Here is a 16,190-nt window from a genome sequence, read left to right as displayed (position 1 = left end):
TCCGATAAGGCCGGCACGACTAGAGTCGCCCACATGGACACCCGCCAGGACACGACCAGCGCCACCGATCCGACACTCTCGACCGTCGCGACCTCCGACGCTGGTGGCTTGCTGGTCGGTTGCGCGGCGGGCTTTTCCGGGGACCGCACCGACGCCGCCCGGCCGGTGGTGGACACCTTGATCCGGCTCGGTGGTCCTGCCGTGCTGATCTTCGAGACGCTGGCCGAGCGCACGCTCGCGCTGGCTCAACTCGCGCGCCAACGGGATCCGGAGGCCGGCTACGAGCCGCTGCTGGATGAGATGCTGCGGCCGGTGCTCGCCGACTGCCTGGCGCATCGCATTCCGATCGTCGGCAATTTCGGCGCGGCGAATCCGCCGGCGGCGGCCCGGCGGGTGGCCGCGATCGCGGCCGAGCTCGGCCTGCGGCCGCCGGTCGTGGCGGTGGTGGCCGGCGATGCCTTGGTGTCGCCGGACCAGCGCGCGCGGCTCGCCGCGGCGCTCAAGGAGGACGGCCCGCCGCTGCCCGACGGCGCCATCGCCAGCGCCAATGTCTATCTCGGTGCCGAAGGCATCGCCGAGGCCTTGCGGCGGGGCGCTGATGTCGTGGTCACGGGGCGGGTGGCCGATCCGTCGTTGACCGTGGGGCCGGCGCTCGCGCATTTCGGCTGGGCGCTGGATGACTGGGACCGGCTGGCCGGCGCGACGATGGCCGGTCACCTGCTCGAGTGCGGCGCCCAGGTCTGCGGCGGCTATTACGCCGATCCGGGCTTCAAGGAGGTGCCGGACCTCAGCCGCGTCGGATTCCCGATCGCGAGGATCGACGCCGACGGCGCCTGCACGATCTTCAAGGCCGATGGCACGGGTGGTCGCCTCGACACGCACACGGTCAAGGAGCAGCTGCTGTATGAGCTGCACGATCCGGCCGCCTACCTGACGCCGGACGTCGTCGCCGACATCAGCGCCGCGAGCGTGACGCCGGTTGGCCCGGACGCGGTGCGCTTGGCTGGTGTGCGGGGGCATTCGCGCCCGGCGACCTTCAAGGCCAATGTTTTCTTCGCCAACGGCTGGCTGGCGGAGGGTGAGATTTCCTACGCGGGACCCGGTGCCGAGGCGCGCGCGCGGCTCGCCGGCGAGGTGCTGCGAGCGCGATTGGATGCACGGGACCGGCAGGGCCCGTTGCGGATCGACCTGATCGGTGTGACGAGTGTGCTGGGCGATGACGCCGGCGATGCCTTGCGGCGGCGCGCGGCGGGCGACGCCAGCGATGTGCGCCTGCGTGTCGCCGCGAACCATCCGGACCGTGCCGGAGCCGACCGCCTGACCCGCGAGGTCACCGCGCTCTACACCTGTGGTCCTGCGGGCGGCGGCGGCGTCCGCACGAATCTCCGCCCCCGCCTCGGCCTGCGTTCCTGCCTGTTCCCTCGAGAGCACGCCCCCGTCACCGTCACGCTGTTTTCCGATGGCAACGAGGATGCCGCCGCGCTGTCTCCCGACGGCAGCAAAGGGGCGTTCACGCGGTCTTCCGCTGGCAGCGAGGGTGGGTGGGGCCGGAATGGGGCTTGGGGGTCCAGGAGGGATCCCCCATGCCCCGTGGAGAGCCCGCGCTTGGCCTCCCGACCGACGACGGCCTCCGCAACGCCCGCGGCACACACAGCACACCCAGCACCGGAGCCCTCAACCCCCACCCGCCAAGTCGAACTCCGCGCCGCCGCTCACGGCCGCACCGGCGACAAGGGCGACCGTTCCAACATCAGCGTGATCGCCTGGCACCCGGCGCTGTACCCGCTGCTGGTTGAGCAACTGACCGAAGATGCTGTCGCGCGCCAGTTTGCGTCCCGCCGCCCGACGCGGGTGACGCGCCACCTGTTGCCGCGCCTGGGCGCGATCAACTTCGTGTTGGATGGCGTGCTCGACGGTGGCGTCAATGATGCGCTGAACCTGGACAGCCACGGCAAGGCCTTGTCCTTCGTCGTGCTGGCGATGCCGCTGATGGTGCCGGAGACGCTGGTCCCGTGGCTGCGAGGCCCGGGCATGGATCACAACGAGACGATGGAGACTGCTTGATGACTGTCTTGAAACCGACGACCCGCCGCCGGGCGGTGTTGGTCGCCGCCGCCACATGCGCCGCGACCCTCGCATGGACCAGCCTCGCGCAGGCGCAGACCGGCGCCGCGGCCTATCCGAGCAAGCCGATCACGCTGCTCGTGCCCTTCGCCGCCGCCAGTGCGACGGACCAGTTGGCGCGGGCGCTGGGCCAGGCGATCACCGAGCAGACGCGGATTGCCGTCGTCGTCGACAACAAGGCCGGCGCCAGCGGCATGATCGCAGCGCAGCAGGTAGCGCGCGCCGCGCCCGACGGCTACACGGTGCTGATCGCCACCAACACCACGCAGGCCGCCAATCCGCATCTCTTCCGCAAGCTGTCCTACGACCCGGTCAAGGACTTCGCGCCGGTCACCGGCCTGGGCAAGGGCGGTCAGGTGATGGTGGTCAAGGCCGACGGCCCGTACCGCAGCGTCGCCGATGTCATCGCGCGCGCCAGGCGCGAGCCCGGCAAGGTCAGCTTCGGCAGCGGCAGCGCCTCCAGCCGCGTCGCCGGCGAGCAGTTCCAGCAGCTGTCCCACACGCAGCTGCTGCACGTACCTTACAAGAGCAATCCGCCCGCGCTGACCGACCTGATCGGCGGCCAGGTCGATTTCATGATCACCGACACGGCCACCGGCCTGCCGCAGATCAAGGCCGGCAAGGTGCGGGCGCTGGGCTTCTCGATGACGCGCCGCTCGCCGCTGCTGCCCGATGTGCCGACGCTCGACGAAGCCGGCGTCAAGGGCTACGACATGAGCTACTGGTTCGCCGCCTACGTGCCGGCCGGCACGCCCGCGCCGGTCGTCCAGCGCCTGCACGAGCTGCTCGGCGCGGCGCTGCGCAGCGCGCCGGCGAAGGCCTTCTTCGAGAGCGCCGGCGTCGATGCGTGGTCCAGCACGCCGGAAGAGCTGCGCGCCTTCCAGGAAACCGAGACGCGCAAGTGGGGCCAGATCATCAAGGCCGCCGGCATCGAGCCGGAGTGAGGCGAGGCGATGGGCGCGCCGATCGCGGCGCCCTCAGCGCGCTGGCGCCTGCTCCGGCCATCCCGGGCCGGGCAGATGCTGCAGCTCCAGGCTGATGATCAGGCAGCAGGGCCGTCCCATGTACTCGAGCGGCTCCGCGTTGAGCACCGCCGGATGGATGGCGCCAGCGGCGTCGCGCAGCCGCACCACCATGTCGGTCACGCGGCCCTGCATGCCCAGCACGCGGTAGAAGACATCGCGGTCCTCGGCGATCACGCCATAGGCATGCGAGGCGGTGGTCGTGCCGGCCACCTCCTGCACCGTCTTGCCGTAGCGCCGGCACAGCGCCTGGTTGGCCTCGACGATGCGGCGGTCCTCCACCGACACGATCGCCATCGGCACTGGCGCGGCGTCGAAGAGGCGCTGGAAGCGGTCCCGCCCGGCCTCGATCTCGCGCAGCGCGGCCTCGCGCGCGCGGCGACTGTCCACGCTGTCAAGCGCGAACGACAGGTCCGCGCCGAGTTCCTCGAGCCGCGCCATCAGCTCGTCATCGAAGAAGTCGGGCACGCGCGCGCACAGCATCAGCGCGCCGGCGACCTCGCCCGCGCGGCGGATCGGGATCCAGGCGATCGCCCGGATGCCCTGGGCGACGGCCTCCTCGCGCCAGCGGCCGGCCTGCGCGTCCAGCACGTAGTTGTTGCTGACGGCGCTGCGGCCGTCGCGCAGCACGCGCGCGGTGTAGGTGCCCTGGACCTCCGGCAGGCGCAGGTCCAGCGGGTCCGGCACGTTGCGCAGCACCTGCGCCGCCGGGCCGGCGAAGGCCACGCGGTGCGCCAGCTCGCCGTCGCGCAGGTAGACGGCGGCCAGGGCGGCGTCACCGGCATCGACGCAGATCTGGCAGGCCTCGTGGAAGAGGGCGCGTTCATCGTCGATGCGCAGCACCAGGCGATTCGCACGCGCCATCGTGAGCAGCACGCGGCCCATGCGTTCGGCCTGAGCCAGCGCCGCACGGTGTGCACGGCGCTGACGCGCGAGCCCCCACAGCAGGCCCGCGATGCAGGCCGCCATCAGCAGGACGAGGAGTGACGCTGCACTCATGGGATTCCTTCGGAAGCGGGCAGGGCGGGCGACCGCCACCGGTGATTCACCGGCTCGCGGTCGCCCGTCGAGTATCCCTGTCCGTTCCCGGTGCGCGGCATCCGCGCGTCACCCGATCCCGGGATGGACGCGCGTGGCGGCCGGGTGGCCTGCCGCCGCGCAGAGGAGGCGCCCGCCGCCGAAGCCGCCTCAGTACGCGAGCCGCAGCGAGACCGAGTAGTTGGCCGGCGCGCCGTAGTAGGTGTTGTCGTACTGGTCCAGCACGAAGTACTTGCGGTCCAGGAGGTTGTTGCCGTTGAGCTGCACCGACACCTTGGGCGAGACCTGGTAGCGCGCCATCAGCGACAGGTTGGTCACGCTGCCCTGGCGCAGCGTCGTGCCGCCGCTGGGCGTGCCGACGGCCGCCGAGCTGGACGACTGCCAGTTGACACCGCCGCCCAGCGTCAGGCCGGGCACCCAGCGGGCCGCGTCCCAGGTCGCGAACAGCCGCACCATCGTGCTCGGGATGAAGGTGCGGATGGTCTGGTCGTCGCCGTCCTTGGTGATGTAGCGCGTCCAGCCCAGCGAGGCCTGCACGCCGTCGACCACCCGGCCCGACAGCTCGAACTCGAAGCCGCGGGTGCGTGTGCCGTCGATGGCCTGCGAGGCGGTGGTGCCGTCCGGCAGCAGCACCGGCGCGCCGGTCACCGGGTCGAGCACCGGCGCGGCGACGTTGTCCTGCTTGGTCTTGAACAGCGTCAGCGAGGTGTTCAGGCGCTTGTTGAAGTGCTCGCCCTTGATGCCGACCTCCACCGAGTTGCCGTCCATCGGGTCGAGGTAATGACCGTTGATGTCGCGGCTGCTCTGCGGCTTGAAGATGCCGGTGTAGCTGGTGAACACCGAGAGCTCGGGCAGCACGTCCCACACCAAGCCGGCGTAGGGGATGGCCTTGGTGTAGTCGTACTTGGACGTCGTCGGCGAGTCGTAGACGTAGAAGGAATCGATCTTCCAGCGGCCGTAGCGCGAGCCGCCGATCAGCTTGAGCGAGTCCGTCAGCGACAGCCGCGCGGCGGCGTAGACCGCGTCCTGGTCGGTCTTGATGTTGTTCAGCGGCGTGGGATCGGCCCAGGCGGGTTCCGGGTAGCTGCCGTTCCATTCGAAGAAGTTGCCCACCGGAGCCAGGTCGCCGGCCACGGCCTGCTCGGTGCCGGTGTTCTTCGCGCGCGAGCCGTTGTAGCCGAGGACCAGCTCGTGCTGGCGGCCCAGCAGCTCGAAGGGGCCGGAGGCGTGGACGTCGAGCGCGGTCTCGGTGATCTTGCCCTTGCTGCGGTAGGCCCAGGGCGCCAGTCCTTCGCCAGTCGTCGGATCCGGCCAGCCCGAGACGTAGAACAGCTTGACGTCCTCCTTGTAGACGCGGCGGCTCAGCGACGACCGCAGCGTCCAGCCGTTGCCGAACTGGTGGCGCAGCTCGCCGAAGACGGTCTGCGTCTTGCGGTCCCAGTAGGACCAGTCCGGCGCCGTGGTCACCGAGGTCGGCCAGTCGGCCTGCGTGCCGTCGGAGAAGAACTTCGGGAACGAACCCCAGGTGTTGCCGCGCGGCTTGTTCTCCAGGTACTCGAAGCCGGCGGACACGCGCGTGGCCGGCGTCAGGTCCGCGTCGACCACGCCGTAGAGCACGTTGCGGCGCTTGTGATAGAGGTCCTGGTAGTTGTCGGTGCTCTCGACCACCGCGACGCCGCGGGCGCGGATGCGGCCGTCGGCGGTCAGCGGGGTGGAGGCGTCGAGTTCCGCGCGGCGGTTGCTCCAGGAGCCGGCGGTCAGCTTCAGCGACGCGGTGGTCGTGCGGCTGTCCGCGTGCTTGCGCACCAGGTTGATCGACGCCGCCGGATTGCCGGCGCCCGTCATCAGGCCGGTGGCGCCGCGCACGACCTCGATGCGGTCGTACAGCGCGGTGTCCAGGGTCTCGTCCACCGACCCGGTGCTGAAGTTGGTGTGGGCGGGCACGCCGTCGTGCATCAGGGTGTCGACGAGGAAGCCGCGTGCGTAGAACAGGACGCGCTCGGTGTCGTAGGCGTTGGAGTAGACGCCGGGCGTCACGTCCAGCACCTGCCGCAGCGAGGTCAGGTTCTGGTCGTCCAGGCGCTGCCGCGTCATGACCGTGATCGACTGCGGCGTCTCGCGCGGCGACAGCGTCAGCTTGGTCGCCGAGGCGGTCTCGGAGGCGGCATACCCTTCGGCGCGCTGTCCGCTGACGGTCACCGGGGCGATGGTGACGGGCTTGTCGGCGTCATCGGCGGGCGCGGCCGATGCCGTCGAGGCGGCGGCGCCAGCGGCCGACCCTTGGGCGGCGACGGCCGCCGCGAACAGGGACGCCGCCGCGGCGATGCCGGCATGGCGGAAGCTCGAACGCGCAGCAGGACGCCGGACCAGGCGCGGGAGGGATCGGATTCGCATGGCAACAGGAGGCCTCGCCAGTCTTGTCGGCCGGCAGGCGTCAGGAAATGGGGAAGTTGTTGATAGTAGTTCCTATTTGAGAACATTCTCATTTGGAGCGTGCGCAGCGCGTGACGAGGCGTGCGAGCTGTTGTCGAAATGGCACGCGGCCGCTCGTCGTGGGGGAGGAGACGAGGCCCGCCCGCGGTAGGTAAGCCGGTTGCCCGACCGACCGGCGCCGCGGACGATGTCTCGCCGATCCTCGTTGCAATCCCTTGATGGAGATCCCCATGCTTGCGAAGAACACCATTTGTGTCTGGTACGACCGCGACGCCGAGGAGGCCGCGCGCTTCTATGCGAAGACCTTCCCCGACAGCCACGTCGGCCGCGTCACGCGGGCGCCGGGCGACTTCCCGTCGGGGCAGCAGGGCGACGTGCTGGTGGTCGAGTTCACCGTCTGCGGGGTGGCCTGCATCGGCCTGAACGGCGGGCCGCAGTTCAAGCAGACCGAGGCCTTTTCCTTCCAGATCGCGACCGACGATCAGGCCGAGACCGACCGCCTCTGGCATGCGATCGTCGACAACGGCGGCGCGGAGAGCGCCTGCGGCTGGTGCAAGGACAAGTGGGGCGTGAATTGGCAGATCACGCCGCGCGTGCTGACCGACGCGCTGCACGATCCGGACCGGGCCGCGTCGCAGCGCGCCTTCGCCGCCATGATGGAGATGGGGAAGATCGACATCGCGAAGATCGAGGCGGCGCGGCGCGGTTGAGGCACAGCTGCGCCTCCCACGCCTCGGTCAGGTGTTTCCCTAGATAGTTCGTGGGGTGCATGAATTAGGATGCCACCGGGATTTAGCGCTAAATCAACTCCGAAGTGATGGCGCGTTGCGTTGAAAGGTTTCGAGACATGACCGGTCATCGTGGTTCAGTCCGGGCGATCGCGCCCCCGCATTTCCTTCGTCTGGCGCTGATGGGGATGGCGTTCTCCTGCAGCGCTTCCGTCCTGGCCGCCACCGGCAACGGTGACCCCACGGACACCAACATCAACTACGTCGGACGCTGGGACAAGAGCAGCAGCGCCACGTATCGCAGTTACTGGAACGGCTCGTACCTGTCCACCAGGTTCACCGGCACCACGGTGAAGGTGAAGCTGGCCGAGAAGACCGTCTTCATGGCCATCGTGGACGGCGTTCCCACCACCTACTGGGATGCCGTCGGCACCATCAACCTGACGCCCACGCCGCTGGCCAACGGAACGCACTCGCTCAAGATCGTCGCCAAGTACGAGAAGACGGAATTGCCGTTCCAGGGCCTGGTGCTGGACGCCGGCGCCGTCACGGTGCGGCCCGACGCTCTCCCGCTCGTGGAGTTCGTCGGCGACTCCATCACCTCCGGCGTGACGACGACCGACGTCGCGGTCTCGGACTACGCTTGGCTCACCGGCGAGCGGATGGCCGCCGATCACACGCAGGTCTCCTATCCCGGGATCACCCTGTCGGACGGGTATCACTACTCGGACAACACCTTCCCAGGCATGGAGTCGCTGTACTTCAAGCTGTGGCAGGCCAACCGCTGCCCCGATGTCGCGTGCACCGGCAACCCGGCCTGGAACTTCGCCAACTACACGGCCAGGCTGGTCGTCGTGAACCTGGGCAGCAACGACTCGTTCAACTCGGTGCCCACGGCCACGTTCCAGAGCCGCTACACCGGCTTCCTGCAGAACATCCGGGCCAAGTATCCGAACGCGGACATCTTCGCGCTGCGCACCTTCGGCGGCTTCTACCAGGCCGAGACGCAGGCGGCGGTGACCGCGCGCGTCAATGCGGGCGATGCCAAGGTGCATTACATCGACACCGCCGGCTGGCTGGATTCGTCCAGCGGGTCCACGGACTTCACCGACGGCCTGCACCCCAGCGACACCGGCCACGTCAAGGTGAGCAACCGCCTGCTGCCGATCCTGCTGCCCTACCTGGGCCGGGTGACGCGCAACGATACGAGCTTCAGCTACGACAACACCGCCAACTGGCCCAGTGGCAGCCAGACCGGCGCCTACCAGAACGACAACCATTGGTCCGGGCTGACCAGCGCCTACTACCAGGTGCCCTTCAACGGCACGCAGGTCAAGCTGTATGGCGGTCAGGCGCCGGCGCACGGCATCGCCGCGGTGTCCATCGACGGCGGCGCGGAAGTCGCCATCGACACCTACTCGGCCGCTCGCAAGGATGACGTGCTGCTGTGGAGCAGCCCCGTGCTGGCGGCGGGTGGCCACACGCTGAAGGTGCGGGCCACCGGCATGAAGAACGCCAGCGCGTCGAACACCTTCGTCACGGCCGACCGCGTGGACGTGATCGACGGTGGCGTGAACCTGCTGAGCAACGCTGGCTTCGAGAACGGGCTGGGCGGCTGGTTCACGGGGTCGCAAGGGGGCGCGGTGTCCACCGCCACGACGCGGCCCAATTCCGGCGCATCCCACCTGGTGCACAGCGGCACGGGGGCGTATTGGGCCTACACCGCCCAGACCCTCACGGGCCTCCCGAACGGGCTGTACACGGTGAAGGCCTGGGTGCGAGGCACGGCCGGACACCAGCTGTACGTGAAGAACTTCGGCGGCAGCCAGGTGGCCGTCGCCACGGTGGCGTCCGATGGCTACACGCAGCTCACTCTCAGCAACATCAACGTGAGCAACGGGAACGCCGAGATCGGGTTCTGGACGAGCGACTCGACGGGCACCGGCTGGCTCAACGTCGACGACGTGACGTTCCACAAGCAGTAAGGCGAGTCGCGAGCGCGATTCCGAGGAGAGGATCAGCGCGGGGCTCCTGAGGCGACTCGGGGGCCCTTCCACCTTTCATCGCTCGAACCGGTATCCCACCCCATAGATCGACCGGATGCGGTCCGTCCCCGCGCCGGCCTTCTCGAGCTTGCGGCGCAAGTTCTTGATGTGGCTGTCGACCGCGCGCTCGGTGACCTCGCGGCCGTCCACGTGCAGCAGGTCCAGCAGCTGGGTCCGCGCGTAGACGCGCCCCGGCTGCGTCGCCAGGATGTGGAGCAGCCGGAACTCGATCGGCGTGAGGTCCAGCGGCTGGCCGCGCCAGCTCGCCTTCCAGCCGGATTCATCGATGGACAGCGGCTCGCTGCCCGCCGCGAAGGCGGCCACCGCGGCCGCCGTTTCCACTTCGTGCGCGCGGCTTCGGCGCAGCGCCGCCTTCACCCGCGCCATCACCTCGCGCGGGCTGAACGGGTTCTTCGCGATGTAGTCGTCCGCGCCGGTCTCCAGGCCGGCCAGCCGGTCCGACTCGTCCGCCCGTGCCGTCAGCATCAGGATGGGCACGCTGCTGACCGCGCGCAGTTCGCGGCACAGCGTCAGCCCGTCGATGCCCGGCAGCATCAGGTCCAGCAGGATCAGGTCGTGCCGCCGCGCCGTCCAGGCCGGGATCACCTCGCGCCCGTCGGCCACGCATTCGGGCTCGTGCCCGGCCGCGCGCAGGTAGTCCGCCAGCAGCGCCGCGAGCTTGGGCTCGTCCTCCACCACCAGCACCCGCGAGGGCCCCGGTTCCATCGGCATCGGCGCCAGGCCTGCCGCGCGCTCAGCCATGGACCGGCAGCTCCACCCGCATCCACAGGCCGCCCAGCGGCGAGGGACGCGCCTCGATGCGGCCCTCGTGGGCCTCGGCGATGCGCTGGCAGATCGACAGCCCGAGCCCGGAGCCGCCGCCGCGCCGGCTGCGCGAGGCATCGACGCGGAAGAAGCGCTCGAACAGCCGCGGCAGGTGCTCCGGCCCGACGCCGGGCGAGGTGTCCTGCACGTCGATCACCGCATGCTCGCCGCTGCGCCGGGCGCTGATGCTCAGCGCGCCGCCGGCATCGGTGTAGCGGCAGCTGTTCTCGAAGAGATTGCCCAGCAGCTGCCGCAGGCGGCGCTCGTCGCCGAAGACCCGCAGCGGCTGCTCGGGCAGGTCCAGCCGCAGCGACAGGCCGCTGCCGTGCAGGCGCTCGCCGAAGGCGCCGGCCGTCACGCCGATCAGCTCGCGCAGGTCGACCTCGGACTTGCGGTAGGCCAGCGCGCCCACGTCCGCCATCGACAGCTCGTGCAGGTCGTCGACCAGCTTGTGCAGGATGGCGACCTCGCCCTGCAGCGAGCGCAGCGCCTGCGCGTCGAGCTTGCGCACGCCGTCCTCCAGCGCCTCCAGCTCGCCGTGCAGCACGCCCAGCGGCGTGCGCAGCTCGTGCGAGACGTCGGCCAGGAACTCGCGCCGCATCGCCTCGTTGCGCTGCAGGGTCAGCGCCAGCTGGTTGAAGTCGCGCTGCAGGCCGGCGATGTCGTCGTTGCCGCGCGTCTCCCGCACCCGCACGCCGAAGTCGCCGGCGGTCAGGCGGTGCGTCGCGTCCGCCACGCGCCGCACCGGCTGCAGCAGCCGCCGCGAGATCCAGTACGCCACGCCGGCCGCCAGCAGCACCGCCGCGCCGCCGACCACCCAGGCCGAGCGCAGCTGCGCGTCGTAGAAATGCTTCTCCGCGCCCGGGCTCACCGATTCGATCGGGGTCAGCGCCAGCCAGCCCACGGTCAGGCCGTCCACGATGATGGGCCGCTCGATCGTCGGCTCGACCGGCCCGGCATAGCCCGCCACCCGCTCGCGGTTCTCGTCGAAGAGCGTGAAGCGCCGCGTCGCGCCGGTCAGGTCGGCCGGCCCGTGCTTGACCGCCGGCATCTCCGCCTCCGGCACCAGCGGCCGCAGCAGCCGCCCCCACAGCTCCGGCTTCTGGCGCAGGAAGTCCCAGCTCCGGCCGTTCTCCCGATAACCAGCGGTGACGCTGGTGCGCGCGAGTTCCAGCCGGTTGACCGCCTGCTCGTTGAGGTAGCCGATGAAGTCCCGGTTCAGGTTGATGTGCGAGAACACGCCCATCGCCAGCGCGACCGCCATGGCGGTGCTGAAGACGGCGATGAACAGCCGGGCGGTGAGCGTGAACGGGAGCTTCATCCAGGAGAACGGGGCGGCGAGTGGAGCGGGGCGGGCCGCATGATGACCGGCGGCGCGTGCGGCAGGCAAGCCGTCCGGGCGGAGCCCGCGCGGCGGACGCGATCTTCAAGGTGTCTCCACATTCGTGGGCCAGCATCCGCCGCCATGCCGAAGATTCTGACACCTTGCGCGCGGGCGGCCGGTCCGCGCGCGTCGATGCCGCGTCCCGCCGCGCTGTCCCTGCTGGGCGCCCTGGTGGCCGTCCTGGCCGCCGGCTGCGGCGAGAAGAAGACCGCCGCCGCCGCGCCCGCGCCGCCCGAGGTGGGCGTGGTCATCGTCGCGACGCAGGACGCGCCGCTGGCGCTGGAGCTGCCTGGCCGCCTGTCGGCGAGCCAGGTCGCCGAGATCCGCCCGCAGGTCAGCGGCATCGTCCAGAAGCGGCTCTTCGAGGAAGGCACGACGGTGCGCGCCGGCCAGGCGCTCTACCAGCTCGATGCCGCCAGCTACGAGGCCGAGCGCGCGCGCGCCGCGGCCGCGCTGCAGAAGGCCGAGGCCCAGGTGGCCGTCGCCCGCACCCGCGCCGAGCGCGACGCCGAGCTGCTCAAGGCCGACGCGCTCAGCCGCCAGAGCGCCGACGACAGCGCCAGCGCGCTGCGCCAGGCCCAGGCCGACGTGGCCGTGGCCCGCGCCGCGCTCGACGCCGCGCGCGTGCAGCTGGACCGCACCCGCATCGCGGCGCCGATCTCCGGCCGCATCGAAGTTTCCACCGTCACCGCCGGCGCCTTGGTCACCGCCAACCAGACGCAGGCGCTGACCACGGTGCAGCAGCTCGATCCGATGCATGTGGACATCGTCCAGAGCAGCGCCGAGATCCTGCAGCTGCGCCGCCAGCTCGAGGGCGAGGGCCCGAACGGCCAGGGCAGCCGCCAGATCCGCGTCGTGCTCGAGGACGGCACCGTGTACGCCCGTCCCGGCACCTTGCAGGTCAGCGGCGTGACCGTCGACCGCGGCACCGGCGCGGTGACGCTGCGCGCGGTCGTGCCCAATCCGCAGGGCATGCTGATGCCCGGCATGGTCGTGCGCGCGCAGCTGCTGGCGGGCGTCGACCGCGACGCGATCGTCGTGCCGCAGCAGGGCGTCACCCGGTCGCCGACCGGCGAGGCGACCGCGCTGGTCGTCGGCGAAGGCAACAAGACCGAGCTGCGCCGCCTCGTGCTCAAGCGCGCGATGGGCAACCAGTGGGTCGTCGCCAGCGGTTTGAAGCCGGGTGACAAGCTCGCCGTCGAGGGCCTGCAGCGCGTGCGGCCCAACCAGGTGGTGACGCCGGTGCCGGCCGGCGCCGGCAAGAAGAAGGGCGGCGAGCAGCCGGGCGCCCCGGCCGGCGGTGGTGCCGCCAGCGCGGCGTCCGTCCCGGCGTCCATGGCGGCTTCTGGCCCGGCGTCGGGCGGGAGCCTCTGATGGCCGCCTTCTTCATCGACCGGCCGATCTTCGCCTGGGTGCTGGCCATCGTCGTGATGCTGGCCGGCATCGCCGCGGTGCTCGGCTTGCCGCTGGAGCGCTATCCGGACATCGCGCCGACGCGCATCTCGATCAACACCAGCTACCCCGGCGCCTCGGCCAAGGCGATCGAGGACTCGGTGACGCAGGTCATCGAGCAGAACCTCAAGGGCATCGACGGCCTGTTCTCGATCGAGTCCACCAGCAATGCCTCCGGCGGCGCCAACACGCAGCTGAGCTTCGTCGCCGGCACCGATCCCGACCTGGCGCAGATGCAGGTGCAGAACAAGGTCTCGCAGTCGCTCTCGCGGTTGCCGCAGGCGGTGCAGGCGCAGGGCGTGCGCGTCACCAAGGCGGGCTCCGAGCCGCTGATGGTGGTCATGCTCACCAGCGACGATCCGAGCGTCAGCTCCGCCGACCTCGGCGACTACCTGTCCAGCACGCTGCAGGACATCATCAGCCGCATCGAGGGCGTCGGCGACATCAACGTCTTCGGCTCCGGTTATGCGATGCGCATCTGGCTGGACCCGGCGCGGTTGCAGCGCTACGCGCTGGTGCCAGGCGACATCCGCAACGCGCTGCTGGCGCAGAACACCGAGGTCTCGGCCGGCCAGCTCGGCGCGCAGCCGGTGCCCGAGGGCCAGCGGCTCACCGCGATCATCACCGCGCGCGCCAAGCTGCAGACGCCGGAGCAGTTCCGCAACATCGTGCTGCGCGTGCAGCCGGACGGCTCCGCGCTGCGGCTCAAGGACGTGGCCCGGGTGGAGCTCGGCCGCGACAGCTACACCACCAACGTGCGCAGCAGCGGCGTCACCGCCGCCGGCATGGCCATCGTGCCGGCCAGCGGCGCCAATGCGCTCAAGACCGCCGAGCTGGTCAAGGCCAAATTCAAGGAGCTCGAGCCCTTCTTCCCGCACGGCATGAAGGTCACCTTCACCTACGACACGACGCCCTTCATCAGCGTCTCCATCGAGGGCGTGGTCCACACGCTGATCGAGGCGATGGTGCTGGTGGTCGTGATCATGTACCTGTTCATGCAGAACCTGCGGGCGACGCTGGTGCCGGCGATCGCGGTGCCGGTGGTGCTGCTGGGCACCTTCGGCGTGCTGGCGCTGGCGGGGTACTCGATCAACACGCTGACCATGTTCGGCCTGGTGCTGGCCATCGGCCTGCTGGTTGACGACGCGATCGTGGTGGTCGAGAACGTCGAGCGCCTGATGCGCGAGGAGGGCCTGAGCCCCCGCGACGCGACCCGCGCCAGCATGAAGGAGATCAGCGGCGCGCTGGTCGGCATCGCGGTGGTGCTGTCGGCGGTGTTCATCCCGATGGCCTTCTTCGGCGGCTCCACCGGCGTGATCTACCGCCAGTTCTCGATCACCGTGGTGAGCGCGATGGTGCTGTCGGTGCTGGTGGCGATGAGCCTGTCGCCGGCGCTGTGCGCGACGCTGCTCAAGCCGGTCCACAAGGGCGAGCATGCCGCGCATGGCGGGCCCTTCGGCAAGCAGCTGGACTGGTTCTTCGGCGGCTTCAATCGCGGCTTCGACCGCTTCACCGAGCGGTATGTGTCGCGCGTGCGCTGGCTGACGGCGCGCGGCGTGCGCAGCTTCATGGTCTACCTGCTGCTGATCGCGGGGCTGGCGGCGCTCTACAAGACGCTGCCGACCTCCTTCCTGCCGGACGAGGACCAGGGCGGCCTGCAGATCCAGGTGCGCATGGCGCCGGGCGCCACGGCGGAGCGGATGGAGGCCGTCGCGCAGAGCATCGAGGCTTACCTGGCCGACCAGAAGGAAGTCCAGTTCTACAACATCGTGCGCGGCGCCGGCGGCGACCAGGGCTCGGGGCAGGGCTTCATCCGCCTGACCGACTGGTCCGCGCGGACCGGCAAGGCGCAGGGCGCCGGCGCGCTGGCCGAGCGCTTCAGCCGCGAGCTCGGCAAGCGCGTGCGCGACGCCAACATCTTCGTCGTGCAGCCGCCGACGGTGCGCGGCCTGGGCGGCAGCGCCGGCATCCAGCTGTTCCTGCAGGACCTGGGCGGCGTCGGCTCGGAGGCGCTCATCGCCGCGCGCGACCGCCTCATCGACCTGGCCAACCAGCGGCCCGAACTCAGCCGCGCCCGCACCAACAGCCTGACCGAGACGCCGCAGCTGCAGATCGACATCGACGACCACAAGGCGGGCACGCTGGGCGTGACGACTTCGACGATCAACGACACGCTGTCGATCGCGCTGGGCAGCAGCTATGTGAACGACTTCCTCGACCGCGGCCGCGTCAAGCGCGTGCTGGTGCAGGGCGAGGGCGCCTACCGCGCCGATCCCGAGGCGCTGCGCTTCTGGTACGTGCGCAACGCCAGCGGCGAGATGGTGTCCTTCAGCGCCTTCGCGAAGGCGGGCTGGACCAACGGTCCGCGCCAGCTGGTCCGCTACAACGGCAGCGCCGCCTATGAGATCCAGGCCGACGTCGCGCCGGGCGTGAGCTCGGGCGCCGCGATGGCCGCGATGGAGCAGGTGCTGCGCGAGATGCCGCCGGGCATCGGCTTCGAGTGGTCCGGCCGCAGCTACCAGGAGCGGCTGTCCGGTGATCAGGCGCCGATGCTGTATGCGGTCTCGGTGCTGTTCATCTTCCTGTGCCTGGCGGCGCTGTACGAGAGCTGGTCGGTGCCCTTCAGCGTGATGCTGGTGGTGCCGCTGGGCATCATCGGCGCGCTCGCGGCCAGCCACCTCGGCGGGCAGATGAACGACGTGTTCTTCCAGGTCGGCCTGCTGACGACGGTCGGCCTGTCGGCGAAGAACGCGATCCTGATCGTCGAGTTCGCCGAGACCCTGCTGGCGCAGGGCATGGGCCTGCTCGACGCCACGCTCAAGGCCTGCCGGCAGCGATTGCGGCCGATCCTGATGACCTCGCTCGCCTTCATGATGGGCGTGCTGCCCCTGGCCTACGCCAGTGGCGCGGGCTCGGGCTCGCAGCGCGCGATCGGCGTGGGCGTGCTCGGCGGCATGGGCAGCGCGACGCTGCTGGGCATCTTCTTCGTGCCGCTGTTCTACCTGTGGGTCAAGCAGCGCTTCAGCCGCATGACGAAGACCGGGACCGCCGGCGATGCCGGGACGAGGCCGACCGACGAGGGCCATCACGCCGCTGGCGATGCGGCCGGGCCGGAGGCGCGGACATGAGGCGCGCGCGT

The 16,190-nt window shown here is 70.5% G+C and carries 9 protein-coding genes and 1 pseudogene; 6 read left to right on the top strand and 4 right to left on the bottom strand.

The annotated features are described in order from the left end of the window. Positions 1–108: 108 nt before the first annotated feature. Positions 109–1,437, top strand: a pseudogene (locus FHT37_RS25320) (acyclic terpene utilization AtuA family protein); the annotation flags it as partial. Between the two features lie 626 nt (positions 1,438–2,063). Continuing rightward, on the top strand, positions 2,064–3,068 hold the full coding sequence (locus FHT37_RS07675) for a tripartite tricarboxylate transporter substrate binding protein (protein WP_183479954.1): 1,005 nt from the start codon (positions 2,064–2,066) through the stop codon (positions 3,066–3,068). A 33-nt stretch (positions 3,069–3,101) separates the two neighbouring features. Here the strand turns inward: FHT37_RS07675 and FHT37_RS07670 are convergent, their stop codons facing one another. Next, complete coding sequence (locus tag FHT37_RS07670; protein WP_183479951.1) at positions 3,102–4,145, bottom strand: GAF domain-containing protein; 1,044 nt, start codon at positions 4,143–4,145, stop codon at positions 3,102–3,104. Between the two features lie 189 nt (positions 4,146–4,334). Then, on the bottom strand, positions 4,335–6,578 hold the full coding sequence (locus FHT37_RS07665) for a TonB-dependent siderophore receptor (protein WP_183479949.1): 2,244 nt from the start codon (positions 6,576–6,578) through the stop codon (positions 4,335–4,337). Between the two features lie 269 nt (positions 6,579–6,847). Here FHT37_RS07665 and FHT37_RS07660 point away from each other — a divergent pair, with 269 nt between their 5' ends. Continuing rightward, positions 6,848–7,327, top strand: coding sequence for a VOC family protein (locus FHT37_RS07660; protein ID WP_091724858.1), 480 nt, complete (start codon positions 6,848–6,850; stop codon positions 7,325–7,327). A 137-nt stretch (positions 7,328–7,464) separates the two neighbouring features. Further along, complete coding sequence (locus FHT37_RS07655; protein ID WP_183479947.1) at positions 7,465–9,330, top strand: GDSL-type esterase/lipase family protein; 1,866 nt, start codon at positions 7,465–7,467, stop codon at positions 9,328–9,330. 75 nt (positions 9,331–9,405) lie between these two features. Here FHT37_RS07655 and FHT37_RS07650 read toward each other — a convergent pair whose 3' ends face one another. Then, positions 9,406–10,152, bottom strand: a complete 747-nt coding sequence (locus FHT37_RS07650) for a response regulator (RefSeq protein ID WP_255488662.1) — start codon at positions 10,150–10,152, stop codon at positions 9,406–9,408. Then, a complete protein-coding gene (locus FHT37_RS07645; protein ID WP_183479945.1) occupies positions 10,145–11,536 on the bottom strand; it encodes an ATP-binding protein in 1,392 nt (463 codons plus the stop codon). The genes FHT37_RS07650 and FHT37_RS07645 overlap by 8 nt, the downstream gene beginning before the upstream one ends. Positions 11,537–11,680: 144 nt before the next feature. Here FHT37_RS07645 and FHT37_RS07640 point away from each other — a divergent pair, with 144 nt between their 5' ends. Together FHT37_RS07640 and FHT37_RS07635 are read left to right on the top strand one after the other, a co-directional pair. Continuing rightward, on the top strand, positions 11,681–12,973 hold the full coding sequence (locus FHT37_RS07640; RefSeq protein ID WP_183479943.1) for an efflux RND transporter periplasmic adaptor subunit: 1,293 nt from the start codon (positions 11,681–11,683) through the stop codon (positions 12,971–12,973). After that, the gene (locus FHT37_RS07635) at positions 12,973–16,179 is read left to right on the top strand and encodes an efflux RND transporter permease subunit (protein ID WP_183479941.1); all 3,207 of its coding nucleotides are present in this window, start codon (positions 12,973–12,975) and stop codon (positions 16,177–16,179) included. The genes FHT37_RS07640 and FHT37_RS07635 overlap by 1 nt, the downstream gene beginning before the upstream one ends. Positions 16,180–16,190 lie beyond the last annotated feature (11 nt).

It is taken from the genome of Mitsuaria sp. BK037, from assembly GCF_014193045.1.
GTDB lineage: Bacteria > Pseudomonadota > Gammaproteobacteria > Burkholderiales > Burkholderiaceae_C > Roseateles.
The sequence above is the reverse complement of the archived record's forward strand: the minus strand, read 5'-3'. Positions and strand labels throughout refer to the sequence as shown.

Coding starts and splice junctions, on each gene's coding strand:
- FHT37_RS07675 (WP_183479954.1), top strand. CDS start 2,064: ATGACTGTCTTGAAACCGACGACCCGCCGCCGGGCGGTGTTGGTCGCC.
- FHT37_RS07670 (WP_183479951.1), bottom strand. CDS start 4,145: ATGAGTGCAGCGTCACTCCTCGTCCTGCTGATGGCGGCCTGCATCGCG.
- FHT37_RS07665 (WP_183479949.1), bottom strand. CDS start 6,578: ATGCGAATCCGATCCCTCCCGCGCCTGGTCCGGCGTCCTGCTGCGCGT.
- FHT37_RS07660 (WP_091724858.1), top strand. CDS start 6,848: ATGCTTGCGAAGAACACCATTTGTGTCTGGTACGACCGCGACGCCGAG.
- FHT37_RS07655 (WP_183479947.1), top strand. CDS start 7,465: ATGACCGGTCATCGTGGTTCAGTCCGGGCGATCGCGCCCCCGCATTTC.
- FHT37_RS07650 (WP_255488662.1), bottom strand. CDS start 10,152: ATGGCTGAGCGCGCGGCAGGCCTGGCGCCGATGCCGATGGAACCGGGG.
- FHT37_RS07645 (WP_183479945.1), bottom strand. CDS start 11,536: ATGAAGCTCCCGTTCACGCTCACCGCCCGGCTGTTCATCGCCGTCTTC.
- FHT37_RS07640 (WP_183479943.1), top strand. CDS start 11,681: ATGCCGAAGATTCTGACACCTTGCGCGCGGGCGGCCGGTCCGCGCGCG.
- FHT37_RS07635 (WP_183479941.1), top strand. CDS start 12,973: ATGGCCGCCTTCTTCATCGACCGGCCGATCTTCGCCTGGGTGCTGGCC.